This window comes from Sinomonas terrae (assembly GCF_022539255.1).
GTDB lineage: Bacteria > Actinomycetota > Actinomycetes > Actinomycetales > Micrococcaceae > Sinomonas > Sinomonas terrae.
In genome coordinates this window covers 425243-451222 of the sequence record NZ_JAKZBV010000001.1, presented here as the reverse complement: position 1 = coordinate 451222, position 25980 = coordinate 425243, and the positions used below count along the sequence as shown (strand labels likewise).

General features: G+C 69.4%; 23 protein-coding genes. 5 read left to right on the top strand and 18 right to left on the bottom strand.

What is annotated here, in order from left to right; genetic code table 11:
• Positions 1–13: 13 nt before the first annotated feature.
• From L0M17_RS02140 to L0M17_RS02105, 8 genes are all read right to left on the bottom strand, one after another.
• Positions 14–1234, bottom strand: coding sequence for a multidrug effflux MFS transporter (locus L0M17_RS02140; protein WP_241050795.1), 1221 nt, complete (start codon positions 1232–1234; stop codon positions 14–16).
• A gap of 146 nt (positions 1235–1380) precedes the next feature.
• The gene (locus L0M17_RS02135) at positions 1381–2226 is read right to left on the bottom strand and encodes an SGNH/GDSL hydrolase family protein (protein WP_241050794.1); all 846 of its coding nucleotides are present in this window, start codon (positions 2224–2226) and stop codon (positions 1381–1383) included.
• 66 nt (positions 2227–2292) lie between these two features.
• Positions 2293–3696, bottom strand: a complete 1404-nt coding sequence (locus tag L0M17_RS02130) for an LCP family protein (protein WP_241050792.1) — start codon at positions 3694–3696, stop codon at positions 2293–2295.
• Between the two features lie 195 nt (positions 3697–3891).
• A complete protein-coding gene (locus L0M17_RS02125) occupies positions 3892–5331 on the bottom strand; it encodes an MFS transporter (RefSeq protein ID WP_241050791.1) in 1440 nt (479 codons plus the stop codon).
• Between the two features lie 32 nt (positions 5332–5363).
• On the bottom strand, positions 5364–8807 hold the full coding sequence (locus L0M17_RS02120) for an ATP-binding protein (RefSeq protein ID WP_241050789.1): 3444 nt from the start codon (positions 8805–8807) through the stop codon (positions 5364–5366).
• Positions 8804–9598 carry a DUF4194 domain-containing protein gene (locus L0M17_RS02115; RefSeq protein WP_241050788.1) on the bottom strand — a complete coding sequence of 265 codons (795 nt, stop codon included), beginning with the start codon at positions 9596–9598 and terminating at the stop codon, positions 8804–8806. Before L0M17_RS02115 ends, L0M17_RS02120 begins: the two co-directional genes overlap by 4 nt.
• A complete protein-coding gene (locus L0M17_RS02110) occupies positions 9595–11106 on the bottom strand; it encodes a DUF3375 family protein (protein ID WP_241056281.1) in 1512 nt (503 codons plus the stop codon). Before L0M17_RS02110 ends, L0M17_RS02115 begins: the two co-directional genes overlap by 4 nt.
• Before the next feature lie 220 nt (positions 11107–11326).
• Positions 11327–12250 (bottom strand): hypothetical protein, encoded by a 924-nt coding sequence (locus tag L0M17_RS02105; RefSeq protein WP_241050786.1) that lies wholly within the window; start codon positions 12248–12250, stop codon positions 11327–11329.
• A gap of 276 nt (positions 12251–12526) precedes the next feature.
• Between L0M17_RS02105 and L0M17_RS02100 the strand changes: the two genes are divergently transcribed.
• The gene (locus L0M17_RS02100; protein WP_241050784.1) at positions 12527–13726 is read left to right on the top strand and encodes a toxic anion resistance protein; all 1200 of its coding nucleotides are present in this window, start codon (positions 12527–12529) and stop codon (positions 13724–13726) included.
• A gap of 78 nt (positions 13727–13804) precedes the next feature.
• On the opposite strand, the gene L0M17_RS02095 is transcribed toward L0M17_RS02100, so the two are convergent.
• The 4 genes from L0M17_RS02095 to L0M17_RS02080 all read right to left on the bottom strand — a co-directional run bounded on the left by L0M17_RS02095 (position 13805) and on the right by L0M17_RS02080 (position 17607).
• Entirely contained in the window at positions 13805–14986 is a 1182-nt protein-coding gene (locus tag L0M17_RS02095; protein ID WP_241050782.1) for a hypothetical protein, read from the bottom strand.
• A gap of 84 nt (positions 14987–15070) precedes the next feature.
• A complete protein-coding gene (locus L0M17_RS02090) occupies positions 15071–16471 on the bottom strand; it encodes an MFS transporter (protein WP_241050780.1) in 1401 nt (466 codons plus the stop codon).
• The gene (locus L0M17_RS02085; protein ID WP_241050778.1) at positions 16468–17052 is read right to left on the bottom strand and encodes an isochorismatase family protein; all 585 of its coding nucleotides are present in this window, start codon (positions 17050–17052) and stop codon (positions 16468–16470) included. Before L0M17_RS02085 ends, L0M17_RS02090 begins: the two co-directional genes overlap by 4 nt.
• 81 nt (positions 17053–17133) lie before the next feature.
• Positions 17134–17607: a MarR family winged helix-turn-helix transcriptional regulator gene (locus L0M17_RS02080; RefSeq protein ID WP_241050776.1), complete on the bottom strand. Its 474-nt coding sequence runs from the start codon at positions 17605–17607 to the stop codon at positions 17134–17136.
• 106 nt (positions 17608–17713) lie between these two features.
• Between L0M17_RS02080 and L0M17_RS02075 the strand changes: the two genes are divergently transcribed.
• Genes L0M17_RS02075 through L0M17_RS02065 form a run of 3 tightly spaced genes read left to right on the top strand, consistent with a single transcriptional unit; the run spans position 17714 to position 19442 of the window.
• Positions 17714–18232, top strand: a complete 519-nt coding sequence (locus L0M17_RS02075; RefSeq protein ID WP_241050774.1) for a hypothetical protein — start codon at positions 17714–17716, stop codon at positions 18230–18232.
• A complete protein-coding gene (locus tag L0M17_RS02070) occupies positions 18232–18813 on the top strand; it encodes a TerD family protein (RefSeq protein WP_241050772.1) in 582 nt (193 codons plus the stop codon). Before L0M17_RS02075 ends, L0M17_RS02070 begins: the two co-directional genes overlap by 1 nt.
• Positions 18813–19442, top strand: coding sequence for a hypothetical protein (locus L0M17_RS02065; RefSeq protein ID WP_241050770.1), 630 nt, complete (start codon positions 18813–18815; stop codon positions 19440–19442). Before L0M17_RS02070 ends, L0M17_RS02065 begins: the two co-directional genes overlap by 1 nt.
• Before the next feature lie 18 nt (positions 19443–19460).
• Here L0M17_RS02065 and L0M17_RS02060 read toward each other — a convergent pair whose 3' ends face one another.
• On the bottom strand, positions 19461–20486 hold the full coding sequence (locus tag L0M17_RS02060) for an LLM class flavin-dependent oxidoreductase (protein WP_241050768.1): 1026 nt from the start codon (positions 20484–20486) through the stop codon (positions 19461–19463).
• Between the two features lie 235 nt (positions 20487–20721).
• Between L0M17_RS02060 and L0M17_RS02055 the strand changes: the two genes are divergently transcribed.
• Positions 20722–21195 carry a hypothetical protein gene (locus L0M17_RS02055; protein WP_241050766.1) on the top strand — a complete coding sequence of 158 codons (474 nt, stop codon included), beginning with the start codon at positions 20722–20724 and terminating at the stop codon, positions 21193–21195.
• A gap of 143 nt (positions 21196–21338) precedes the next feature.
• Here L0M17_RS02055 and L0M17_RS02050 read toward each other — a convergent pair whose 3' ends face one another.
• From L0M17_RS02050 to L0M17_RS02030, 5 genes are all read right to left on the bottom strand, one after another.
• Positions 21339–21812, bottom strand: coding sequence for an Lrp/AsnC family transcriptional regulator (locus L0M17_RS02050; protein WP_241050764.1), 474 nt, complete (start codon positions 21810–21812; stop codon positions 21339–21341).
• Between the two features lie 289 nt (positions 21813–22101).
• The gene (locus L0M17_RS02045; protein WP_241050762.1) at positions 22102–23019 is read right to left on the bottom strand and encodes a hypothetical protein; all 918 of its coding nucleotides are present in this window, start codon (positions 23017–23019) and stop codon (positions 22102–22104) included.
• Between the two features lie 23 nt (positions 23020–23042).
• Complete coding sequence (locus tag L0M17_RS02040) at positions 23043–23546, bottom strand: DUF456 domain-containing protein (protein ID WP_241050760.1); 504 nt, start codon at positions 23544–23546, stop codon at positions 23043–23045.
• A gap of 132 nt (positions 23547–23678) precedes the next feature.
• Positions 23679–24836 (bottom strand): NAD(P)-dependent malic enzyme, encoded by a 1158-nt coding sequence (locus L0M17_RS02035; RefSeq protein WP_241056280.1) that lies wholly within the window; start codon positions 24834–24836, stop codon positions 23679–23681.
• A gap of 412 nt (positions 24837–25248) precedes the next feature.
• Complete coding sequence (locus L0M17_RS02030; protein ID WP_241050758.1) at positions 25249–25866, bottom strand: TetR/AcrR family transcriptional regulator; 618 nt, start codon at positions 25864–25866, stop codon at positions 25249–25251.
• Positions 25867–25980 lie beyond the last annotated feature (114 nt).

Here is a 25980-nt window from a genome sequence, read left to right as displayed (position 1 = left end):
CAGGCGGCGCCGTTCAGGGGGTGGTCGACGCCGTCGTGCGTCGCCGCGCGCGGAGGGCTGCAGCGGCCTGGAGCAGCGCGGCAATGGCCGCCGCAACGGTCATGATCACGGCCATCGGCAGAGCGGTGCCAGCGCCGCCGATGCCCGAGAGCGGCGACACGACCGCGCCGAACACGAACTGTGCGAAACCGAGCCCGGCCGAGCCGCTCCCGGAGACGTGCCGCACGGCGTCGAGGGCGAGCGCGGACGAGTTGCCCATGATGAACCCCACCGTCGTGACCGAGAGCCAGATCGGCACGGCGAGTAGCCACCGCGGGCCGGGCAGGACGGCGGCCACGAGGGTCAGGATGCTGAATGCCAGGAGCAGCGGCACCGCGACACGGACTGTGGCGAGAGGCCCGACGGTCCGCGCGAGCCGGGACGAGATGTAGCCCGAGCTGATGAGCCCCACGGCGTTGATGCCGAACGCGAGCCCATACCCGATGGGGCTGAAGCCCATCACGTCCTGGTAGACAAACGACGACGCAGAGATATACGTCATCATGACCGCGAACGTCGTGGCGAACAGGGCCGCGAACAGGAGGTATCGGGGCTCCCGGACAACGGCCCGCAGGCCGCCGAGGAGGCTCGAACCGTCCCGCGCCTCCGGGGGTCGCGTCTCGCGGAACACGAGGGACACGGCGCACATCATGAGCGCGAAGAGGCCCGCGAGCGTCCACATGACGCCGCGCCATCCGACCGGTCCCTGCAGGAGAGCGCCGAGCGAGGGCGCCACGATCGGCGCGATGCCGCCGACGGTCATCATGAGGCTCATCGTGCGGGCGGACTCGGAGCCGTGGGTCAGGTCCACGATGATGGCGCGGGCAATGACGACGCCGGCCGCCCCACCGATGCCCTGAAGGAGCCGGGCCGCGATAAGCACCTCGATCGAGGGCGCGAGGGCCGCGAGCACGGAGGAGCCGAGGGCGAGGACGTTGCCGCACAGGAGCGGGACGATGCGCCCTCGTTTGTCCGAGATCGCTCCGAACCCGAGTTGGCCGAAAGCCATCCCCGCGAGGAATCCCGTGAGCGTGAGCTGGACTCCGGAGGCGCTCGCGGCGAAGTCCTGCTGGACGCGGGGGAAGCCGGGGAGGTAGAGGTCGGTCGAGAGCGGGGCCGTCGTCGCGAGGAACGCGAGGACCAGGAGCCAAGCGGCGCTGAGGTTCCCGGCGCGGTTCAGGGCAGGCAGCGGCATGTCGGGTTCTCGAGTCCTCTCGGGTTCTTCCGGGTGCCCTGACAGGATAGTTACCCGCGCCGTAGGGACGCACTCGGTCCGGCATCCAGACTCGGTCCGGCATCCAGACTCGGTCCGGCATCCAGACTCGGCCCGGCATCCAGGACTCAGGATCCGCGAAGAACCGTCCTCCCTTCGAGGACCTCCGGATGCTCGAGCGCGTACCGCCGCAGGCCGCCCTTGCGCGGAACCTTCACGGGTTCGGGCCACCGCGGGAGGAGGAAGTCCCCGAGGGTGACGCCCCTCAGTTTGCGGCCGATGAGCGGAACGACCCAGTCGTTCATCCACTCACGCTGTGCGGCAACCCACTCGCGCGCGTTCCGCGGCGCGACGGGCTCCCCATCGCGCGGCTTGAAGGTCGTGGGCACACCGAGGTGGGCGAGGACCTGGCGTGCGAGGAACTTGTGGCCAGCGGTGGACATGTGAAGCCGGTCCGCGTCCCACATGCGCTTGTCGTTGTACTCGTCGAAGCACCAGTAGTCCACGAGCACCGCTCCGTGCTCCCGTGCGAGCTCCCGTACGCGCGCGTTGTACTGCCAGTTGCGCCGTCGGAGAGGCTCGAGAAGGGGGTTGACCTTGACGTCGTAGCCCGTGAACAGGACGAGCGTGGCCCCCGTCCCCGCGAGCCGCCCTACCAAGCCCGAGTACTCCTCGAGGAGCCGGTCCATGTCGGTGCCGAGATCGAGGATGTCGTTGCCGCCCGCGTAGAGCGTCACGAGGGTCGGCTCGAGGGCGACGGCGGGTTCGAGCTGTTCGTCGATGATCTGCCGGAGACGCTTCGAACGGATGGCGAGGTTCGCGTATTCCCAGCCCTTCTCGTGCTTCGCGAGCTTCTCGGCAACCCTGTCCGCCCAGCCGCGCACGCCGTTGGGCAGGTTCGGATTTCGATCGCCCACGCCCTCGGTGAAGGAATCTCCGAGGGCGACATACCGCCGTCGAACGCTACCGCCCACGCGCCGCACTCTAGGCACGCAAGGCCAAGCAGAGGCAACGGCCCGGCGACGATCAGGTAAACGCCGCTACTTGACGCAGGGGATCCCGCCGCCTTGGAGGACGTTCGACCAATCGCCAGCGTTGAAGGTGCCGTTCGACGACGAGGGCGAAGGAGTGGCAGCGGGTTGCGCAGCCGGTGCCTGCTGGGCGGGCGCCTGCTGAGCCGACGAATCCTGCTGAGCCGGGGCCTGCTGAGCCGGCGCCTGCTGGGCCGGCGTGCCCGAATTCTGCGAACCCGAGTCCGGGACGGCGCTCGGCGTCGGAGTAACCGTGGGTTGCGGCGAGAGCAGCTGCGCGACCTGGGCCTGGACGGCGCCCTTGTCCACGATGTTCACCGACTCGCCGGTGTCGGACGTGCCGAACTGCACAATAGGCAGCGTCGCGAAGCGGATGTGGCCCGCCGTGAGCTGCTTCGCCTTGAGGCCGAAGTCGATGAGGTTGAGGGACTGGTCCACGGCCATCTTGTCCTTGACGGCGTTGAGGATGCCCTCGATCTTGTTGAGGTCGGTGAAGGTGCTCTTCTGCTTGAGCTGCGTCAGGAGCGAGGAGATGAACGCCTGCTGCCGGCGCTCGCGGTCGAGGTCGCTGAGGGCGACGCCGGAGCCCGTCGTGTCGCGGCGCTGCCGGACGAAGGCGACGGCCTGCTGGGCGTTGAGCTGCTGGACGCCAGCCTTGAAGTTGGCCCCCGAGTACGTGTCCTGCGTGGCTTCCTGGAGGCACACGGTGATCGGTGCGAGGGCCTTCGCCACATCGAGGAAGGCGCCCATCGTGACCTCGACGAAGTGGTCGATCTTGATGTTGAGGAAGTTCTGGACCGTCTGAATCTCGGCCTTGCGGCCGTCGTCGCGCGCCTCCTGATAGATCTGGGAGTCGCTCTTGCCCTGGGGATCCGCCTTGAGCTTCTTCATGGCGTCGTCCATCGCATACCCGTAGGCCTGCTTGATCTTGCCCTGCGAGATGCCGTCCGGCGAACCCGCGAGGTCCACGTAGTCGTCGCGGGGAATCGAGATGACGGTCGCCTGGCTTCCGTCCTTCGGGACATGCAGGACCATGAGGACGTTGCTGTTGTACCCGCCGTCGGACGAATCTCCCGAGTGGAGCGCGTCGTACTCCTCTTGGGACAGCGGGTTGCCGTTCTCGTCGAGGCGGCTGTCGAGCCCCATGACGAGGATGTTGAGGTCCTGGTCGAGCCCCGCGCCGCCCGTGAGCGCCTGTGAGCGGCGGATTCCGTTCTCGAAGCTGATGTAGGTGGTGAGCGCGAAGACCCCGCCACCGACCACGAGGGCGATGACGAGAGCCATCGAGAGCACGAGCGTTCTGCGCCGCCGGAACTTCCGGCGGCGGTCGCGATCGATGAGCTGCCCATACAGGTTGTGCCATGGCTCGTTGCTCTGGCTGCTGTCCCTCTGGGTGTCAGGCTTGCGCCGCATGCGGCTCCCTAAGGTTGGCTTCAGGACGCGCGCCCGCTAAGGCGCGCTGGCCCACACTAGCGATGCAAACTCTGTGAAAGCTGAGAGGCTCGCCGCCTCTCCAGACAACTCGCGGTTATTTTGCAGGCGGACGACGGCGCCGAGGGCCTACGTGGAGAGCCTCGCCGACGGCTCGGGGGCGGCTCAGGGACCGACTCAGCGGCGGGACGGCACTTGGCGCGGGAGGGCGATCACGAGCAACAGGGAAACGAGAACGAAGGCCACGCTCACGAGCATGGCGAGCTGGGCGCTCGAGGCGAACGCACGGGCCGCGCCGTCCGGCCCGGGTCGGACGCTGACCGTGCCGAACAGCACGGTGCCGACCACGGCGATGCCGATCGCGTTGCCGACGCGCTGGGCCGTGGTGAGGGTGCCGCTGGCAGTGCCAGCCTCGGCCGGCGGGACGAAGGCCATGACGAAGTCCTGGTTCGGTGCGATCACGATCCCGCTCCCGAATCCTGCCACCGCCAAGGGCCCGGCCAGTCCCCACCCGCTGGGATTCGGTGCCGTGAGATAGAGAACGACGGTCACGCCGGCGAGGCCCGCCGCGACCAGAAGGCACCCCGTGACCAGCACGGAGCGGCCAAGCCGCGCCGAGAGCCTCGCGCTGTTGGAGGCCCCGACCAGGCTGCCCAGGGCGAACGGCGTGAACACGAGACCGCTCGCGAGCGCGCTGCGCTGCAGCCCGACCTGCCACAGGATCGACAGCGTGAACAGGACGCTCGTGAACCCAGCGAAATAGACGACGGCGAAGACCGCCCCCGCCGAGAACGACGAGCGAGAAAGCAGGCCCGGCTTCAGCAGCGCGTCGCCGCCGCGCCGGTCGGTGTGCACTTCCCACAGCACGAGGAGGGCCAGCACTGGGACGGACGCTCCGAACGCGACATACGTCCAAAGGGGCCATCCGCTCGGCTGCCCCTCGACGAGCGGTATCAGCACGAGAAGGAGGCCCACGGTGAGCAGCCCCAGCCCCACGGGATCAATGCTGCGGCGGGTGTGCGACGTCGGCCGCGGCAGGAGCCAGGCGGCGACCGGCAGCGCAACCACGCCGACGAACAGGTTGACGAGGAAGACCCACCGCCAGCCGTTGGTGGGACCCGCAGCTTGGATGATGAGGCCGCCGAGCACCGGCCCCAGCGCCGTCGCGACGCCGATCACCGCGCCCATCGTCCCGAAGGCCTTCGACCGCTGATGGCCCGTGAACGAGAGCTGGATCGTCGCGGAAATGGCCGGATAGAACACGCCCGCGCCGAGGCCCTGCACGATGCGCGCGGCAATGATCTGCCCTTGGGTCACTGAGAGGCCGCACGCGACGCTGGCGAGGGTGAACAGCGCTAGGCCCGCGATGAACTGCCGCTTGTGGCCGATGCGGTCGCCGACGCGGCCGGCTGGGACCAGCACGAGTCCGTACGCGAGCGCGTAGCCGGAGACGATCCACTCGAGGCTTGCGGGCGAGGCGTGCAGCCCGGAGCGGATCGACGGCAGCGCGACGTTGACGATCGTGGTGTCGAGAAGAGCCATGAAGGCTCCCACGAGGACGACGGCGACGGCTCGCCACCCGTGTCCTCCACCCGCCGAGCGCTCTTCGGTAGCCATGACAGCATCACGCTACCCGCGTCAGGCTCGGGCTACACGGGCGCGCGGAGCACGATGTCGACGGGGTTGGCCTGCGACACGGGCCCCCCGGCGTCGGGGCGCCCGGCGTCGGGGCGCCCGAGGCCCTCGAGGAGTCCCGAGCGGTTGGTCCGGCGGTCGCGGAGGATCTCCGTGACGGAACCGAGGTGCCGCGAGAGGTCGATGACGTTCTCCGGCGCCGCGAGCAGGAGCTGGAAACCGAACTCGTGCAGGGCTGAGATGCCCGCGCCCGCGAACTCCTCTGAGGCCAGCACAAAGGCCTCGTCCATCATCACGGTGCCATACGTAGTGAAGCCCTGCTCCGCAATGCCGAGCTGGTAGCTGAGCGCCGCAGCCATGATGAACGCAGTGAAGCGCTGCCGTTCGCCGCCGGACATGCTGCCGGTATCGGAGTGGACGAAGACTTCGTCCCGTGTCTGACCGCCGGGAAGGGCGACGGCGCGGTGTTCCTTGCACGAGATGAACACGTGCGTCCGAACGTCCAGGACCTCCGCTCGCCAGCGCCGATCCTCGGGAGCCGAGGAGGCGAGGCGCTTCACGAGCGTCTCAAGGGTCTTGTAGCGAGCCGCGAGGGCGTCCTCGCCAGCCGGTTCGGCGCTCTCGACGGCGTGCCGCGCCTTGAGGGCCGAGACGATGGCCTCCTTGAACTGGCGTGCCGAGGCCGGAACGGTCTGCTTGATGTCGAGCTCAAGGTAGCTGCCCTCATGGAACCCGACCCCGCCGAGGATGCTGTTGAGCGGCAGGATCCGGGCCGAGATAGCGCGGCGCTCCTCGTCGAGGAGGTGCAGGAGGGTGCTGAACGATTCGTGGGTGCGCTGCTGGAAGAAGCGCCGGAACTCGGCCTCCTGGGTGGGCAGCCCTTCCGAGACGATCTCGTGGTACCGCGCCTCGAAGGCGCCCGCCGCGGCCACCGAGACGCCGTGGTCCGCGGAGACGCCCGGGCCCCATTCCCGCTCGAACGCCTCGAAGATGCGGGTGAGCCGCTCCCCCGCGGACTGGCCACGGCTCTCGGCGGCGTGGAGCTCCTCGAGCAGGCGGGCCCGGACATCGCCGGCGAGAGTGTCGAGCGCGTGGAGCTCGGTGAGCTCTGCGGCACCTTCGAAGTACGGCGCAAGGGCTTCGTCCCCAGACAAGGAATCGCCCGAGACCGGCCGCCGCATCCCGGCGAGCTGCTCCCGCGCGGCGTCGAGCAGGCGCGCCGCCGATGATGCGGCGGCGTCGAGCTGGCGATGCTCGCTCTGGAGGACGGCCGCCGTCTCTGTCGAAGCCTGGTGATCGGCCCGCGCTCGCTCGACCTTTGCGCGTAGCGGCTCGAGGTCCGCCTGTCCCGCAAGGGCGTCCTCGAGACGCTTCTCGGCCCGCCGGAGTTCCTCCTCGGCGACGGCGGCGGACACTTCTTCCCAGGGCCGCGGATCGGCCGCGACCCGGCGAAGAGCCTCGAGGCGCCGGGCCATCCCCTGATGCGAGTCCTCGCTCGCCTGCGCCGCCTCGGCAGCCCGGACGAGAACGGCCTCGAGCTCCCCGATGCGCGCCGTGAGATCGGCGACCTTCACGGCGTTGTCGAAGCCGAGCACCCAGTCCTGGCGGGAAGCGAAGCGATCGTCCTTCTCGACGGTGCCACGGTGCCGCTTGACGACGCCGCCGAGGCTCAGCCCCCGGTCCCGCAGCGCGAGCTCGTCCGGATCCTCCACACACGGGTACGCGAACTCGCTCGCGATGCGGGCGCGGACGTAGTCTCCAGCTTCCCCGTCGAGGATCTGGAGCTTGGTGAGCAGATCATCGGCACGAACGTCGTCGAGCGCCTGCGCGGAACCCGCGACGGGGACCGAGAGATCGACGGCCCGCAGCGCCCCGCGGACCGCGTGGGCATCGAGGTAGCGTGTGACGGCAGCGAAGTGCTCACCGGGGACGAGCAACGTCGTCGCGAGCGAACGGAGCGCCCGCTCCGCGGCCGGGCGCCACCGATCCTCCCCCTCGGCGAGATCGATGAGCTCCCCCGCGAACGGCATCGCTTCCTCGGGGATGCCGGTCGCCTGGGCGATCGCGGCCCGGTTCTCAACGGACGACGGCGGCAGGAGGCTCTTGCGCACGGCCATCGACTCGAGCTCGCGGCGGGCTTCGGCGAGGTCGCGTTTGGCGGAAGCATGCGCGTCGAAGGCCTCGAAGCGGGCCTCTCGCAGCGCGGCGGAATCACCCTCGAGCGACTCGGTCGCAGCCGCGGCCTCCTCGTGGGCTGCCGCCCAGCCCTCAGCCGACCACGGAAGCTCCAGCCCGGCGTCGTCCAGGCCCTGCCGCGCCGCGGCCTCGACCTCGCGCCGCAGCCGCAGGCCCACGCGTGCGTTCTCGGCCTGCTGCTCGAGCGCGCTGATCTGGTTCCCGCCCGCGTTGTTGTACTCGGCCTCGAGGGCACGGAGCTCCTTCGCGAGCGCGTCCCGGACCTTGCGTTCGGCGGCGAGCTCGGCCGCCTTCGACTGGGCGGCCTCCGCGGCCCGGGCCGCAATCCGCTCCTGCACGGCCACGGTGAGCTGCTGCCGCACCCGCTCGAACGCCTCGCCCGAGAGGTCTCGGAGGCGGTTGGCGTCGAGGAGGGCCTGCCCGTACTGCTGGTTGAGGCCGGGCACGGGGGCCAGCTGGTCGCGCTGCTCGCGCACATCCTCGAGCCGCTGCCGGATGGACATGAGGTTGCTGAATTCCTCGACCACCTGGTCTGCAGCCGCGAGCGTCTCGGGCGGGTCGAGGACCTGGTCCCGGAAGAAGCTGTTGACGCTTCCGCCGAGTCCCTTGCCGGCCTGGATGACGCGCAGGAGCGGGAGCGCCTGATCCGAGGAGATGCCGAGGAGGCGGCGGAAGCGCTCGGCGAAGTTCTTGTGCACGTCGAACACCTGGGCACCGGGGAACAGCGCTTCGAGCGATCCGCGCGTGAACCGCCGGTCCGCGATGCCCTCGATCGCGTGGACGTCGAGCGAGGCCGAGTCGAGAAGAAAGAAGCGGCCGAGGCTCGATTCCGTGCCGTTCTTCGGCAGGTCGAACAGGGCCGTGAGGGTGTGGCGGGTGCCTGCGGCGTTGTCGAACGTGAGGGCGATCGCGCTCCACGTCGCCCCGGGGCGCTGGAACGCGCTGGCCTGGCTCTCGCCGACTGCTACGTCGCCGACCTTCCCGCGCATGTAGGTGAACGTCGTACGGCGGTCCTCGCTCTGGCCGGTGCGCGCTGCGGCTGCCTCGTTCGAGCGGGGGCGGGCGTCGAACACGCGGGCGATCGCGTCGAAGAGCGTCGACTTGCCGACGCCCGAGTTGCCGGTCAGGAGGGTTCCCGCGCGGTCCACGTGCATCGTGTGCGCGCCGTGGAACGTGCCCCAGTTGACGATCTGGACCTGGGTCAGCCGGAACTGGCCCGGGTTGATCTGGTCGTCGAGCGGGAGCATGGTCGCGATGCTCATTCGATCCCCTCCTCGTCGGCCTCGCCTTCCTGACCCGATGCCCCGCCGTCGAGGTCGAGCGTCGGGTTGGCTCCGTCGTCGTCCGCCCCGTCCGGGGCCTCGGCCAGCGCCTCGAGGTGCCGGGCGACGTCCCCGATGTTCTCGAACGGCAGCGCGAGCGGGAGCGCGTTGGAGATGAGGTAGACGTCCTCGAGCGGCGTGGGCAGGAGGAGCCGGCGGGCCTGCAGCTTCTGGACGGCGCGCGAGACAGTATCGGCGTCGCGGAGGGCGTCGCGCTGGTCGGACGGCTGGTAATGGGCGACGACGTCGGAGAGCTCCTCGAGCGTGACCGTCGGCTCGGTCTGCGCCGTCGTGTGGCGGTCGAGGAGCAGCCGGAGGCGCAGGAGCAGGATGGTCTCGACCCGGCTCAGGGCGCGCTGCTGGCGGAGGATCGTCGAGCGGGAGGCCGCCCCGAGCAGCTCGGGATCGACAGGACGGACGACGGCGATCTTCCGCGCGTGGTCGACGTGCAGGCCGAGGAACAGCTCCGACAGGCGGGAGCGGAGCACGTCCTGGCTGTCGAGCAGGGTGGTCCAGAGACGCTCGTCGCGGCCGCCGTCGAGGTAGGGCCCCTTGAGGAGGCGAACGAGGACCTGCCGCACGCGCAGCGGAAGCACGCCTGTGTCGCCGTCGTACAGCGCCGCCGCATTCGCGAGCCGGCCAAGAGCGGCCTCGGGCTCGCGCGTGCCCGCCTCGAACCCGCGCTCGAGCTCCGGCGCGACCTCGGCCTCCGCCTCAACGTCCTCGCTCATGCCGTTCCCCTCTCTTGAACATCGGCCCCGTGGCCCTCCCGCGCTTCAACCTCCACGGCCGGCACGTAGGCCCGCCGGGTCGAACCGTCCACCTGCTCGAAGTCGAGGGCCTCCCACTCGCCAACCGAGCCCTCGCCCGGCTCTCCCGCGAACGCCGCCCCCCGGTGCAGAAGCTCGCCGAGCAGGGCGCGGATCGAGTTGATGTGCTGCTCCTCGGGCGGGAGCTCGCGCCACACACTCGCCGCCGTAGCCCGCCCGCCTCCCGCAGCGAGCGCGACGTCGAACGCCTGCCGCAGCGCCGCGGCCTTCGCCTTGCCGGTCCGGGCGGAGCGGACGCGATCCTCCTCGGCGAACGCGATCGGCTCCGCCAATCGCGGAGGGGCGACGTACTCGTCGGGGTCGAAGAGCTTCACCATGGAGAGCGAATCGAACTCGGCCCCGAACAGCTCGGGCGCGGGAGCGAACCCGGTCTGCTCGCGTTGGTACGGCAAGCGACGCACGGCTTGCTCAGCGCGGCGGATCGCGTCGCGGAGCCGCACGGACTGGCGGTAGTCATCGCTCTGCACGTAAGTGTTGAGGCTCTCCGAGAGCTTTCCGTAGATGCCCTGGATCTCGGAGTGCTGGTCGCGGAGCTCGGCGACGAGGTGCCGGAGGGTCTGGCGCTCCTCGGCTCCGAGGCGGTCCGCGAAGTCGCGGGAGAGCACTTCTGCGATGGCGGATCGGAAGCGGAGCTGCTGCTCGGGGTTCTCGAGGAACGCGGTGAACGAGCGGAAGGTGCGACCCTCGCTCGACTCGCGCAGCCGCCGGTCGGCCTCGAGCACCTGCGCCATCGTGGCGCCCTTGCTGAGGGACTCCTCGATGATCTGGTTGCGCAGCTGGCCGACGGATTCCTCGATCCGGTCGCGCATGCGCTTGAAGTCCGCCGGGAGCCCAGCCGCGAGGTCGAGGATGTTCTCTGCGGCCTCGACGGCGTCGTCCGTCTCGAGGGCAGCCTCGATCTCGCCGGTCTCGAGGCCGCGGATCATTTCGCGCCGCTCCCCGATCTCGGCCTCGAGGGTCTCCACGCGCGCGCTCGTATCGGGATTGGTCTCCTGGGCGAGCTTCTCGACATCCGCAAGGAGCGTGCCGAGGCGCGAGCCGGTGAGGGTGGAGCGGTCGGAGGAGAGCGAATCCAGGAAGGCAAGGACGCGGGCAGCAGGTTCAGTGAGCTCGTAGACGATGCGGCCGCTCTGGGCGCGGCGGGCGAGGAAACGGCGGCGCGTCCAATCGTCGGCGACGAGACGGCCCGTGAGAGTCCCCGCGGTGCTGGGCGCCCCGATCGAGGCGTCCCGGGTACGGAGTTCCGCGAGGAACTCATCGATCTCGTCGTGGAAGGCCTCAAGCTCGACGTGGGGCCGGTTGCGCGTGAACGCGGTCTGGAGCGCTGCGATGACCCATGGCGCCGAGCGGGTGAGCGCCCACGCGGGGCCCTTGGTGAGGACCTCGAGTTCCGCGAGCCGCCCGAGCATCGCGGCCGACGACGGCGCCCCGGACGGAGGGCGGTGGCGGCTCGGGGCGGGTTCTGGCACGGCAGCCCAGTCTACCGGCGCCGCGCCTCCCTCTCGCCGACGTGGTTCGCGGGACGTGGTTCGCGAGACCCGAGCAAACGGACCAAACCGCAGTCCGTTACCTGCGCCGTCGTCCGTTACCCGCGTCGTCGGCCGATAGCTACGGTTTGGAGAACGCCGCTCACAGTCCCGCCGCGGCCAGAGCGCTGCCAATGCGCCGACGAAGCGCAGCCTCGTCGAAGAGATCCTTCCACTCGACCCTCAGCAGGATCCACCCTTCCTCGATGAGCGCCCGCTCACGCTTCCGTTCCCGAAGCAGCACATCAGCAGTGGGATCGTAGGCGAAGTACTTCACGTCTCCATCGAACTCCAGGCCCAGTTTGATCTTCACCCACGCGAAGTCGAGTCGGTACGTTCCGAGGCGCGTCGGGACCTCTACCTGCTGAGCTGGCAGCGGGAATGGCATCCGGCTCAGCACGTAACGCAGGAGACTTTCGCCGGGCGATTCGCAGAGGCCGGACGCCATGTCCCACGCAGCCCGAGCAATGCGGACGCCCCTCTTGCCTTGCGCGTCGGCCAAGAGTTCTGTGACCCGGGAAGGGTCTGCTCCAAGGCGGACACCGTGGTCCACGACGATCTGTGCTTGGCCCCGTCGGAGAATTCGCGCACAGTCAACGACGGTTCGTTCGAGCGACGTTGCCGGTAGCCCTCGGATGGAGCTGCGGTCGTCCTCCCCCAAGATCGCCGAGTGGACCCTGACATCACTCGCCCGCCCCTGGTTGCTAGGGCATCGCGGCATCGTCAAGTGAACATAGGGGTCCGGATTCCAGAGGTGGATGCCGTGGAGTCTGGCCGCGCTCAGGTGGCTGTAGTCGAACCCAATCTCGCGTCTGCGGGACGCGTTGTCGTAGTGGGCCGCAAGCGCCGCGAGATGTCTGTTCTCCGGGGAGAGCTTCCGCCACTCGTCGGCGACGAAGTACGCCCCGTGTCGAATTCGAACGAGGACCCCAGCCTGCACGAGGCGTTCCGCTGCTTTGGGCGATGCGAGGCGGTCGGCGAGTTCAAAGGCCTGCCATGGTCCTGGATGAGGGAGCTCGAGCTGCATAATCCGAATCTCGCAGCTTCAGTGCCCCAAGAAGGCGGCCCAGGACCCGTATGTGGATAAACCCCGTGTGTTCGCATCCCGAACCGGCAGCAAACTGACGAAACCCGAGGTGATGAGGTGCGGCGTCGTCCGTTTCCTACGGTTTCGGGAAAACACGCGGCACACCCCGGCCAGGGCTCAGGGGCACCTCAGGGGTGCCTCCGGGAACCTCCCCTCACGCTCCCCCGTTGGGCGAGATAGCCTGACTTCGTCCGGGCAGTGACCAAGGAGAACCCGATGAGCACCCCTCTGACCCCTCCAGACCCCAGCGAAGACGCCCTCGTGCTGCAGGCCTCCGACGCGGCCCCCGTGGTCCGCGAAGAAGACGCGCCCGGGATGGTGCCTGTCGCACCCGACCGGCAGGCCCAGATCGCCGAGCAGGCCAAGGCGTGGGTGGCCGAGGTAGCGGCGATGGACTCTCGCAGCCCGGAGTTCGCGCGGAAGGTCGAGGGAATCAACAAGGTCGCGGGCCGCGAGATGATCGCGTCCTCGGACGCGTCCGGCCGCCTCCTCGACCGCGCGTCGACGTCCGTGCGCGGCGCGAAGAAATCCGGCGACAGCGCCCAGACCTACGTCGCAACCACGCTGGGGGATCTCCGCAGCACGGTCGAGAGCCTGACCCCCAACCGTGCGGACCTCGGCACGGGGCGCAAGATCCTCGGCTTCGTGCCGGGCAGCAAGAAGGTCGCGAAGTACTTCCAGCGCTACGAGTCGGCGCAGACGCAGCTCGACAAGATCATCAAGGCCCTCATGTCAGGCCAGGACGAGCTCCTCCGCGACAACGCCGCGCTCGCGCAGGAGAAGCAGAACCTGTGGGAGGTCATGCAGCAGCTCTCCGAGTACGCGGTGTTCGCGGAGCAGCTCGACCGGGCGACTGTCACGAAGATCGGCGATGTCCGTGCCCAGGGCCAGACCGAGCACGCGCAGCAGCTCGAGGCAGACGTCCTCTTCCCGGTGCGCCAGCGCCGTCAGGACATCCTCACGCAGCTCGCGGTCTCCGTGCAGGGCTACCTCGCGATCGACGTCATCAGGAAGAACAACAACGAGCTCATCAAGGGCGTGGACCGCGCCCGCGCCACCACAGTCTCGGCCCTGCGCACCGCGGTCATCACGGCCCAGGCGCTCTCGAACCAGAAGCTCGTCCTCGACCAGATCGATGCGATCAACACGACCACGAACGCGATGATCCTGCGCACGTCGGAGATGCTCAAGGAGCAGACCGGCCGCATCCACCAGCAGGCCACCAGCTCGGGCGTCTCAGTCGAGACCCTCGAGCGCGCGTTCTCGAACCTCTACCAGACGATGGACGCGATCGACACGTTCCGTTCCCAGGCCGCGAAGAGCATGGAAAGCACCGTCGAAGCCCTCGAGCAGGGGCTTGAGAAGGCCCGCCCGCACATCGAGCGCGTACGCCGCCAGGAGGGCAACGCCAGCTAGGCGGACGACGACGGCTGATTGGCTTGCGCCGAACGTCGCCGCACGCCCCGTGCTCCTGGGCGGCACACCGGGGAGCTGTCAGTCGACGTCGTCCTCCCAGTCCTCGTCACCCTCGGGCGATTCGAACGCGTCGTACACAGCGTCGAGCGCCGCGGCCGGGACGTCGACGAGTCCTGCGCGCAGGTCGACGAGGCCGAGGGCCGCGAGTTCGCGCAGCTCGTCGAGCAGGACCACGGAGACGGTCTGCAGCTCGGCCGGGTCGGCGTCGTCGGGCGCATCGACGGCGAGGTCCTCGACGACGGTCAGGGGCAGGGGGTCCTCGAGGACGGCACGCGTCAGGAGGGTCGCGAGGGCGGCCTCGACCGCGTCTCCCTCGGGCGTGTACAGGGCGCGGGAGCACGTCGTGATGATGAATTCGGTTGCGAGGAACTGGGCCTCGAGCCGACCGAGGGCGTCCCCGGACCCGAGGCGCGCCGCGTCCTCCCCGAGACGGGCGGTGCTCCCGCTGTCGTCGGGAGCCCGTGTTTCGTCGATCTCGATGAGCTCGGCGTGATGCAGGGCTGCCCACAGTCGGGCAAGGCGCCGGGCCGGGTCGGCTGATCCCTCGCCGACGAGGGCTGCGGCCTCGGTCGCCTCAGCCGGCGTCAGCGCGCCGTCGGACGCCACGGCCCGCCCTTCGCCGACCCAGTCGAGCAGAGCTCGCGCATGCTTCACAAGGGGCGACGCCGTCGCGAAAGCGAGCGCCTCCTCCTCGCTCGGCTCGCGGCGCGGCACAACCTCGCCGTCCTCATCGAGGCCGATGTCCACAATTCCGCCCACGGCTTCGGCCTCGGCGTCGAGCAGCTCGGTCACGGCCTCGAGGTCCTCGGCCGTGCCCTCCCAGCGCTCGGTTTCCTCGAGGAAGGAGACCCAGTCGACGAGGGTGCCGATGTAGTAGCGGAGGTCGTCGACGTCGTCGCTGTCGAGCAGCCCGTCGAGCGCATCGGGAAGCGCCCCCGGATCGATCCTCAGGTTCGGCACCAAGCGCTCGCCGGCGCCGAGGAACCCGTACAGGAACTTGACGATGTCGAGCTGCCCCCGCGCGAAGACCATGAAGTCCCTCCGCGCGGCGTCGTCGGCGCCGTCTGCCTCAGCGGAGTTGACGGCCCACGTCGCGTAGTCGTCGGCGAGACCGTCGATGAGTGCGTCGACGCGGCGCTGCCGCCGGTCCCCCGGGCTCGTCGAACGGCTCTTGGGCTTGCGGGTGCGGCTCTTTGGCATGCCAAGAGAGTACGCCAGCTTGAGCCCGCGAGTCCCCGATCGGTTCGCGCTGATCGCCTGAGGCTGTCATTTCGCCTGACGCTGTCATTTCGCGATCCGCGGGATCCTCCGGTCCAGGATCGTCATGATGAGCACTGCCACACCGATCCCCACCAGGACCCACGCGAGCGAGTGGAACCCCGGGTCCGTCGCGCGGGGCCCGAACACGAGACCGATGAGGCTCGACGAGAAGATCGCCCCCATGTAGTTGAACGTCCGGTAGAGCCCGGCGGCGACGGCGATGCCCTCCCCGGGCGCCTGCACGTAGAGCGCAGTCTGGTTCGCGAACCCCGCGAAGCCGTTCGTGAGGCCGAGGAGGCTCGTCATGACGACGAGCAGCACCACGGAGGTCCCGACATTCGCCGTCCCCATCATGAGGGCAGTCCCCGCAAAGGCGGCACCGGCAAGGATGAGCGGCGTGCGCACCCAGCCGCGCAGCGACACCAGCCGCGCGACCACGATGCTCACGAGCGAAAGCGGGATCATGATGACCCCGACCGCCGCGGCATCCAGGCCCCGCCCCTCCTCCATCCACTGGCTCATCCCGTACATGCACGCATAGATCCCGAGACCCACGAGGAGCTGCCGCGAGTAGGTCCGCTGGAGCGGCCCGTTGCTCGCGAGCGCGCGGACGTCGATGAGCGGACTCGAGGCGTGGCGCTCGCGCCAGATGAACCCAGCGGCGAGAACGAGGGCGACGGCGGCAAGCCACCACTGCGGCTCCGCCATGCCCGAGAGGAATATGAGGAGGGCGACGACGGCGCCCCCGAACAGCGCGATGCCCGGCAGGTCGAGCGCATGGAGGAGCGCTCTCCACGACGTCTGGGACCGCTTGGCGTCGCGTTCGACGCCGGCGAGGGTCGCCGCTAGCGTCACGAGCGCGAGCGGCACATTGACGCTGAAGAGCGCCCGCCAGCCGAGCGTGCTGACGAGGATGCCGCCCAGTGGGAGGCCGACGACGATCGTCACCTGGGCAGCGATCGAAAAGGCCCCGAGCACCCGGCTCGGGACGCCGACGCCGCGCGCGTCCGCGCGGGCCCTGACGAGCGCCATCGCCGTGGGATACGCGGCCGAGGTGCCGATGCCGATGAGCGCACGCGAGACGAGTAGGAACGCGAACGACGGCGCGAGCGCACCCACGAGGCCCGCGACGAGCAGGATCACAATCCCCGAGACGAACACACGGCGGGGCCCGAGCAGCGTCGCGAGCTTGCCCATCGTCGGCTGCATGACGGAGCTGAACAGGTACAGCACCGAGATGAGCGACGCCGTCTGGCCCGGTCCGAGATGGAACTCGCTGCCGATCCCGATGAGGCCCGTGGCGATCATCGAGCTGTTGATCGGATTCAGCGTGGAGCCGAGCAGGAGCGGCCCGAGGTAGCGGATGCCGAAGGCCTTGCCCTCCTGCGCCACGGTTCCGGCGGGTGCGCGCTCCTGCTCGGTCACGCCCGGTCGGCGAGGAGGCCGAGGATCTCCTCGGTCGTTCCGGACTCGCCGATCCGCGGGAAGACGGTGCTGACGGAATTCTCGTGAGCAGCCGCCGTCAGGTCCGTCATCGCGTCCCGGGCGAACGCGACGTTGTACCCGAGGTCGTAGGCGTAGCGCGCCGTCGACTCGACGCCGATGCTCGTGGCGATGCCCGTGAACACGAGCTGCGTCACTCCACTCTCACGAAGGCGATCGTCGAGATCGGTCGTGGCGAACGCGCCGATGCTGCGCTTGGTCACGAGGATGTCGTCCTCAGAGGTGTTGAGGCCGTCGATGAGGTTGAAGTAGTCGGCCCGGACATCGGCCGGCATACGGCGCGGCGTCTCGTTGCGGCCGGCGGGCGCGCCCGCGACATTCACCAGGACGACCGGCAGGCCGTTCGCGCGGAATGCGTCGGCGAGGGCCTTGGAGTTCGAGACGACCTCGGCAATCGAGGGGGCGCTCGCGCCGTCGGCCGGAGGCTGCGGGCGATTCACAATCCCATTCTGAAGGTCGATGACGACGAGGGCAGTCTTCGGGTCGAGGGCGGAGATGGTCACTCGGGACTCCTTCTACTGAGGGGTTGGGCTGAAAATGCGCTGCGCTGAGGAAGCGCTGCGCTGAGAAACGGAAACGCCAGTTCAGGTGTTGCCTACAATTCGCGCGAGCAGCCCGATGGTTTGACGGACCTGCTCGAGTTCCTCGCGCGTGAGCTCGCGGTTCAAGGCCCGCTGGAGCCAGTCCTGGCGGACGAGGCGGCTCGCGGCGATCTGCTCGCGGGCGGAGTCGCTGAGCGAGATCGCCGTCTTGCGGCGGTCGCCGGGATCGGGGTCCCGGCGGAGGTAGCCCGCCTCCTCAAGCGCGGCCACAGTCGCGCCCATCGACTGGGGGCGTACGCCTTCGGCCCGGGCGAGGTCGCTCACGGTTGCCGGCCCGTCGCGCTCTATGCGGGAGATGAGGTTGAGCTGGGAGCGCGTGAGGTCGCCGACGTCGGCCTGCTGCCGCAGCCGCCGGTTCAGTCGGCCCAGCACACCGCGCAGTTCGGCCGCCACCTGGGCGGAGGCTGCGCTCGTGGGCGGGGCGTCTCCGCCGGTTGACAAGCCCTTCGTGGCCACCGGATCTTCCACCCCTCCACCCAAGCACACTTGAAGGAATCTTTACAGTTTGCCTTCAGATCCCCGCACCGGGCCACCGTTCAGGCCGAGCGGCTATCGTGAGTCCATGGCGAAGTTCTTCGGATCGCTCTTCGGCGGTGGACGGGAACCAGAGCGCATCCTCGATGACGACCTGCCCACCACTCAGGCCGAGGAGCTCGAGCAGACGCGCGAGGCCCTCGCTGAGCTGCGCAGCTCGATCCGGCGGGCGGGTTCGCTCCTGCCACCGCTCGCGTCTTCGCACATGCGCCAGATCGATGACGTCCTGCGCCTGCTGCTCGACTATGTCGCCGAGCACGGCGCCTCGACCGAGCAGCGCGTTCTGCTCCACGCGATCGCCTCGGATTACCTGCCGACCTCTCTCCGCGTGTACCGCGCCCTCCCGCCGGAGACCCAGACGGACTCGAGCCCCGAGACAGAGAAGCTGCTCGAGCAGCTCGACATCCTCTACGCGACCGCCCTCGACCTCGACCACCAGGTCCGCACGGGCGCGATCGCCGAGCTCAGCGCCCACGGGCGCTTCCTGCGCGACAGGTTCGATGTAGACGGCGTCCGCATCCATCCCGGCACGAAAGAGTCACGCTGATGGGCACGCTGGCCGCTGGCGAGAGTGTGGGGCTCACCGGGCAGGACCCCGGGCTGACCGGAGTCATGGTCGCCATGGGCTGGAGGGTCGAACCGGTCTCCGCAGCCCAGCCGGAGCCCGTTCCGCTCGCGATCGTCTGCGGGGACGACGGCCGCGCGCTCACGCCCGAGCACCTCGTGTTCTTCAACCAGCTCACGACGGCGTCCCCCGGCGTGGCCTTCGCCGCCCAGGACCCCAACCGGGCGACTTACGGGGACGCCGCCGACGCCGAACAAGTGGACGTCGACTTCTCCCAGGTGCCGCCCGAGGTAGCCCGCATCGCGTTCGTGACCTATATCGATCCCGAAGTCCGCGGAGCCGGCTCCTTCGCTCAGGTCGGGGGGCTGCACCTGCGCGTCGTGCGTCCGGACGGCTCGGAGCTCGTCCGCTTCGATGCCTCGCCGGCAAGCCCCGAGGACGCCCAGGCCGTGCTGTGCGGCGAACTGTACCGCTATGAGGACGGATGGGCATTCCGTGCCCTCGGACGCGCGTACGAGAACGGCCTCGCGGGCGTCGGGGCCGAGTTCGGGCTGGATGTGTGATGCCCGAACAGCACCCCCTCGACTTCCCCTACCTCACCCGCCGCATCGCGCCCGGCCATCACGACGACGGCCTCACCCTCCCCCGCGCCCCCGGAGGGAACTTCGCGTCCGCCCCTCCCGAGCCACGCCTCTACCCGGCCCCCGCATTCGGGGTTCGGCCCGAGCTCACGGCGAGGGACGCCGTCGTGCGCCTGAACGCGCGGCAGTCGGCGATCGGCTCGCTCTTTGTCACAGGCTCACGGGGCACCGCGTGGGAGGACAACGCGCGCATCACCGGTGCGCAGAGTGTCCATCGGGAGCAGATCGGGACGACCCTCCAGACCACTGGCGGCCGCCCGCTCGTCGGCTACGTGAACCGGGACGCCGTCGTCGTGCTGCGGCATGTGCGCGAGCTCCGGCGAGCCCTCTTCATCGCCGGAGCGGGGGCGCTCACCGTGCAGACGTTCGACGGCGCGACCGCGGCCGTCGCTGGATCGCTCGCCCAGGGCCAGCGAACGGTGCTGACGCTCCTGCGCATCGGTTCCGTGCTTGAGCTGCGCGCGGAGTCCGTGCCCGAGGAGTGGGATGACGGGCAGATCTGGCGCGAGTTCGGCTTCACGATGACCATCGGCCTCGTGCGGCGACGCTGACGCCACGCCGAACCGCGGTCAGGCGGCGGGAACCTTTCCCCACTCCTCGGCAAGCAGCCGGAAGCTGCGCTCGCGCAGAGCCGGATCGTGCGAATAGCCGGTGAGGATGATCTCGTCCACCCCGTAGGAAGCCGCGAACGTCCGGAGGAACTCGGCCGCTTCTGCAGGCGCGCCCACGGCCGAGACGCGCAGGGCGGACTCCGCCATCTGCTGCTCGTGCGGCGCCCAGTCCATCTCGGCGACGGGAGGCTTGATCGGGCCGCGCTCGCCGCGCCGGATGCCCAGGAACATCTGCTGGTGCGACGTGAACAGGTACTCGGCCTCCTCATGGCTTGGCGCGACCATGAGGTTCGCCCCCGCCATCACGTACGGCTCCGCGATCTGGGCAGTGGGGGCGGACGGGTTGAACATCTGGCGGTACGTCCAGATCGCCTCGCTGAGCTGGAACGGCGCGAAGTGGCTCGCCGCCGCGTACGGCAGGCCAAGCTGGCCGGCGATCGCAGCGCCCGCCGTCGAGCTTCCCAGCACCCACAGCGGAACGTGCGTGTTGCGCGCGACCTCGGCGTGGACGCCGAACGAGAGCTGGACGCTCTCGGCGTCATCCTCCTGCTCCCCGAAGTACCACGCCAGCAGCTGGATGCTCCGCGCGAAGTGCTGTTCGTCGTCGTCCCTCGCGCCCCGACGGAGGATCGCCGCCGTGCGCGGATCCGTGCCCGGCGCGCGGCCGAGGCCGAGGTCGATGCGCGGGCCGTAGAGATTGGCGAGCGTGCCGAACGCCTCCGCGACAGCGAGGGGCGAGTGGTTCGGCAGCATGATCCCTCCCGAACCGATTCGGAGGGTGCGCGTGTTCGCCGCCGCATTCGCGATGAGCAGCGCCGTCGCGTTCGAGGCGAGCGCCGCGCTGTTGTGGTGCTCCGCGTACCAGAGCCTCTCGTAGCCCGCCTCCTCGACGACCTGGGCGAAGCGCGTGGCGCTCGAGAGCGCGTCGGCGACGGAGGAGCCTTGGACAATGGGAGCGAGGTCGAGGACGGAGAGCGCAGTCACACGCTAGGCAACCTTGGGACCGCTGGTCTTGTTCCCGCCCCGACTGTTGGTGTGGCCCTCTTCACACACCGAGCGAGATGTTTGTCACGTTCGATAACGTCTCCATTGCTTTTCCACAACATCACAGTCACACCATTGAAAAGCACCTGACGGGGTAAGCAACAATGGATCTTGTCCGAGACGCAGGCGGCTCTCAGGACTTCCTTCACACACTTCTCTGGGGATGGGAGACAGCGTGGACGACGCAACCGTTGTGGCAAACCTCGTGTATAGCGGCACGCTCGTGATCGGTGGCGTCATGCTGGTGATAATCTTCGTCTCGCTCGTCGGCACGATGCTCATCGCCGGGGTCACGCAGACGCTGATCTCCCTCGTCAAGCTCGGCCAGCGGCTGTTCGTGTACCGGCCTGAGCAGACGACGGCGGTCGAGGACTCGACGCCGGCCCACGTGCGGAACGCGGTGCTCGCCAAGGCGGACGCGATCCTCGCGGCCTCGCGGGTGCAGGCCGAGGAATCGGCTGCGGTCGCAAAGGCCGAGGAGGCCGCTGCCGCCGAGGCTGAGCGGATGCGCCGGGCAGCCAAGACCGAGGCTGAGAAGGCTCCCGCAGCCCGTGCGACTGCCGTCTCGGAAAAGGCAGCCCTCACCCTCGCCTTCCCGGACCGCACGGGGCCGTTCACGGGGACCCAGCCCCTCGTCAAAGCCGGCTGACCTTCGGAGCGGCACACTTTTCGTCAGACCACCACGTCCGAGGGACGGGATCCTGCAGGGGCAGGATCCCGTCCTTTGCTTTGCCGACCCAGCATGGCGGCTGTTCAGCCGCGCTCTTCAGCCCCGCTCTTCACCCCGGCTCTTCACCTTTGCTCTTCACCTTCGGCCAGAAGCGCCGTCGTCCGATACGGAATCACGGTCCGCAGGATCATCCGGGTCGAAGTCCTCGTGATCCCCGGGCAGAGCCGGATCTCCTCGGAGACGCGGTAGAGGTCGTCGGGGCTCGTCGCGACGACCCGGATCAGGAGGTCCGTGTCGCCGGCGGGTGCGAGGCACTCGAGGACCTCGGGGATCTCGCGCAGGGCCGCGATCGCCTCGTTGAGGTGGCTCTGGTCGAGCTCGGCCGCAACCTCGGCGGAGACGCCGCGGCCGAGCGCCGTCGCATCGACCCTCGTGCTGTGGAGCCGGAGGGCGCCGCTCGCCGTCATTCGCTCGAGCCGTGCCTGAACGGTGCCGCGGGCCAGCCCAAGGCGCTGGGCCAGGACCATGATCGGCATGCGCGGATCGGAATCCAGCGCGAGAAGGATCCTGCGGTCGGTCGCGTCGAGCTGAGGCAATCTGATCACTTCTCCCGGGACAAGCGTGCTGCGGTTGGTCAGATCGACCAGTCTAGCTCGTGACTCTTGCACGAACTGTTGCCACACTGCTGGAATGTTGGCAATCCGCTCAACGGTTCACGAGACCGTTGAGCCAGGCTACGGCCCCTGCGCACACCACCGCATGGAGCCGGACAACGGGCACCGACCGGCCCGGCCGCATTCGCAGCTTCTTGTTCACACAGCTGAGGGCCCCTGACCTGACCACATCATGCGGTCGGATCAGGGGCCCTCGGTGTAGGCAGAGCGACTACTCGGGGCGCTCCCCCGTGAGCCGCTCGAAGTCACGGAGCCACAGCTCGCGCACCTCCGCGTCTTTGGTTCGCTTCGCACCCGGGCGCTGCCCGGCGTCGTGCGCCTTCCGGAGGGAACGGCGACGGCCGACGCCGACGAGCAGGAGCGCGCGCTCCGTCATGGCTGCGTGGCGCAGCACGAGGGGTGTACGACGACGGCGCAGGACCTCGCGCACGGCCTCCTGAGCGTCAGCGCGGCGCCCGAGGGAGCGAAGCACCCGCGCCCGCAGCAGAAGGAGGGCCGCTGCGAGGTCGTCGCGATTGGTGAGCCCTTCCGTCCACGAGACGACGTCGACGGGGCGGCCCAGGATCTCTGCGAGCCGCGCACCTGCAAGCGTGGTCGGCAGGGACGGCGGGAGCGGGGCGAGGGCCGTGAGGGCTTCGCCGGGGTGACCGATCTCGCGGAGGCTGTGGGCGAGGGCGAGGCACACGGCCTCCTCGCTGAACAGCACCTCGACGCTCACGCCCTCTGAGAGCTCGATCCACTGCGACCAGGCGCCGAGGTAGTCGGCAGCGAACTGCGCGGCGGCGGGCTCGTTCTCCCCCGCGAGCCCGCGTTGGAGGAGCTCGGCAGCCTGCGCATGCTGATGCGCGCGGTACGCGAGCAGCCCGGCCAGCACGTAGCAGAGGCCAGACCAGCCGGAGTGGGATCGGGCGAGCACAACCAGCCGCTCGGGCTCGTGGGAGCGGAAGACGGCGTCGAACACCGCCCGCTCGACCTTCGCCGGGAATCTTCGCAGCCGGGGGCTGCGCGACCGCCGTGCGAAACGATCGAGGATATCGTGGACAGGCGTGGAGACCCGCACGCCTCGGAAGGGCGTGAGGTCACGGGGATCGTGAAACGTGCGCTGGCGGTCCACATCGCTGGAAGCCATGGCTTCCATGCTAACGAAGGCGTTCACCGGTTCGAGAAGTAGATCCAGGCGGCGATGACCCACACGGTGACCGCGCTGGCCGCGCACGCGAACTCGACGATGCGGCCGATGCCGATGGCCTTGAGAGCCAGGAGCGACGACGATGTGGCCGCACGGAAGTCGCGCGTGCGCAGCCACTCGCTCCCGAGAAGCCCCACGACGAAGCCGATGAACAGACCGAGCACCGGCACGACGAACATCCCGACGACGCCGACGATGGTCGCCGCGAGGATCGAGCTGTTCGGAATCTTCCGGGCCGCCAGTGTTCGGCCAGTGAGGACGCAGGAGGCGCCCATCCCTGCGGCGAAGAGCACGGTCCCTACTGCGAAGACGATCCAGCCGCCCGAGCCCGAGCGACCGAAGAGGGCCCATTCGAGGAGCGCGAGGATTCCCAGCAGGCTCCCGGGGAGGACCGGCACGATCGTGCCGACCACTGCGACAGCGAGGGCCAGGCCGGTCAGTAAGGCAGCGAGAGCGGGTCCGTCCACGGGACCCCAGCCTAGCCCAGCGGCCAGTTCGCTTAGCGAACACCCACGCAACGGACGAGACCGCAAGGAACGATCTCCGGTCCCGTCCGTTGGCTGCGGTCTCGTCCGTTGGCTGCGATCTCGGCGTCCGGCCTACTCCCCTGAGACGACGGCGGCGGCCACTGCCGCGGTCACAGCCGGGGCCACGCGGGGGTCCAGAGGGCTGGGGACGATGTAGTCGGCGGAGAGCTTGTCCTCGGCGAGGGCGGCGATCGCGCGGGCGGCGGCGAGCTTCATCGCGGGGGTGATCCGCCGGGCGCCGGCGTCGAGCGCGCCGCGGAAGATCCCGGGGAACGCCAGGACGTTGTTGATCTGGTTCGGGAAGTCGCTGCGCCCGGTGGCGACGACGGCGGCGTGCCGCCGGGCGATCTCGGGCGCGACCTCCGGGTCCGGGTTCGAGAGGGCGAACACGATCGAGCCCTCGGCCATCGCCGCGATGTGCTCCTCCGGCACCTTCGAGGAGGAGACGCCGATGAACACGTCCGCCCCGGCCAGGGCCTCCGCCGTGCCACCGGCTACACCGCGCGGGTTGGTCCGGGCCGCGAACTCGGCCTTCATCCCCGTCAGGTCGCCCCGTCCGGCGTGCAGGGCACCCTTCGAGTCGAGCAGGACGACGTCGCGCACCCCGGCGGTGAGCAGGATCTCGGCGACGGCGATGCCCGCCGCCCCCGCCCCGGCGATCACCGTGCGCAGCGATCCGAGGTCCTTGCCCACGACCCTCGCCGCGTTCTCCAGGGCCGCGAGGGCGACGACGGCGGTGCCGTGCTGGTCGTCGTGCATGACCGGCATGTCGAGGGCCTCGATCAGGCGCCGCTCGAGCTCGAAGCAGCGCGGGGCGGCGATGTCCTCGAGGTTCACGGCCCCGAAGCTCGGGGAGATCCGGACCAGGGTCTCGATGATCTCGTCCACGTCGGTCGTGTTCAGGACGATCGGGATCGAGTCCAGCCCGCCGAAGGTCTTGAACAGGGCGCTCTTGCCCTCCATCACCGGCAGCGAAGCACTCGGGCCGATGTTGCCCAGGCCGAGCACCGCCGTCCCGTCGGAGACCACGGCCACGAGCCGGGACGCCCACGTGTGCGTGCGGGCCAAATCCGGATCGGCCGCGATCGCCCGGGACACCTCGGCCACCCCAGGGGTGTACGCGATCGAGAGGTCCCGCTTGCTCGCAAGCGGGCGGCCGACCGCGACCGAGAGCTTCCCGCCCTCATGCGCGGCGAAGATCTCCTCGCTCGTGATCGGCTCGTTGCCCATCGGCTCGGCGGACTGCTCGCCCTGCGGACGCGAGGGCTGGCTGATGCTGGCGGGGGTGGACGAAACAGAGGTGGAAGAAGTCGACATCGCGCTGTCTCCTGGATCGGTCGCCGGCACGAGCGGCCGACGGCGCCACTCGGCTGCTGCGGGAGCGTCCTGTACTTCGTCGGGCAGGGCGCAACCGCATCAGGTAAGTGGCAAGTGAAGGTTCCGGGGGTAATGCGCCGGATGAGGCGCTTCCGGGAGACTCGGCGATGCGGGGATGTCCGCGTGGCTGGCCTCGGGGAAGGAGGTATCCCCATCATACGGGCGCGGCCGAGAGTTTCCGCAACACCGGTTTCCGCGCAGCGGAAATTACCGGGGGAAGTTACGGACGCGGAAGTTACGGTGACTGTGAGCCGGGCGGGCCCTGTCAGGCCAGCCGTGCGGCGGAAGCCCGCGGCTCGAGGAGCGCGCACGCTTCCTTGAGCTGCTGCTCCGCCTCGTAGGGCAGGAGGCGGCCCGTGCGAATCGCAGAGACAAGCCCGGACACCATGAGGACGATGCTCTTGCCGCGCGCGGCGCCGCCACCCAAGCGGCCCAGCACGGACCACGAGAGCTCGTCGACTTCGCCGATCATGCGGGCGAGCTCGTGATCCGCGGGGACGACGAGTTCGTCGAGGCAGCTGTTGACGGCAGGTTGCGAAAGTCGCATCTGCAGTAGCTCGATAGCGGCGCCGGCCAATTGCCGCGAGCGCTCCTCGATCCCCCTGCCCCGCGCATTGCGCGCTCGACTCTCCACGCGTTCGCGGAGTTCGAGGAGCTGCCGGCGGTGCAGCGCGAGCAGGAGATGGGCCGTGGACGGAAAGTACCGGTAGGCGGTGCTGAGAGAGACACCCGCGCGGGTGGCGATCGCTGAAACTTCAACCTGCGGGTATTCGAGCCGCGCGAACTCTGCCGTGGCATCGAGCATTCTGCGGTAACGCTCGGCAAGGCGAGGTGTGGTCGGTGGAGCCTCCATCGACACCAGGTCCTTGGGCAGTTCGAGCACTCGCAGCAACCTCTTTCCGGCTGTCGTCCGGCAACGGTCCGAACCCATGGCTGCGCCCCGGCTCATGGCGCAATGGGTCTTCCCAACTATAGCGCCCGAGCCTCAGAGACCCGT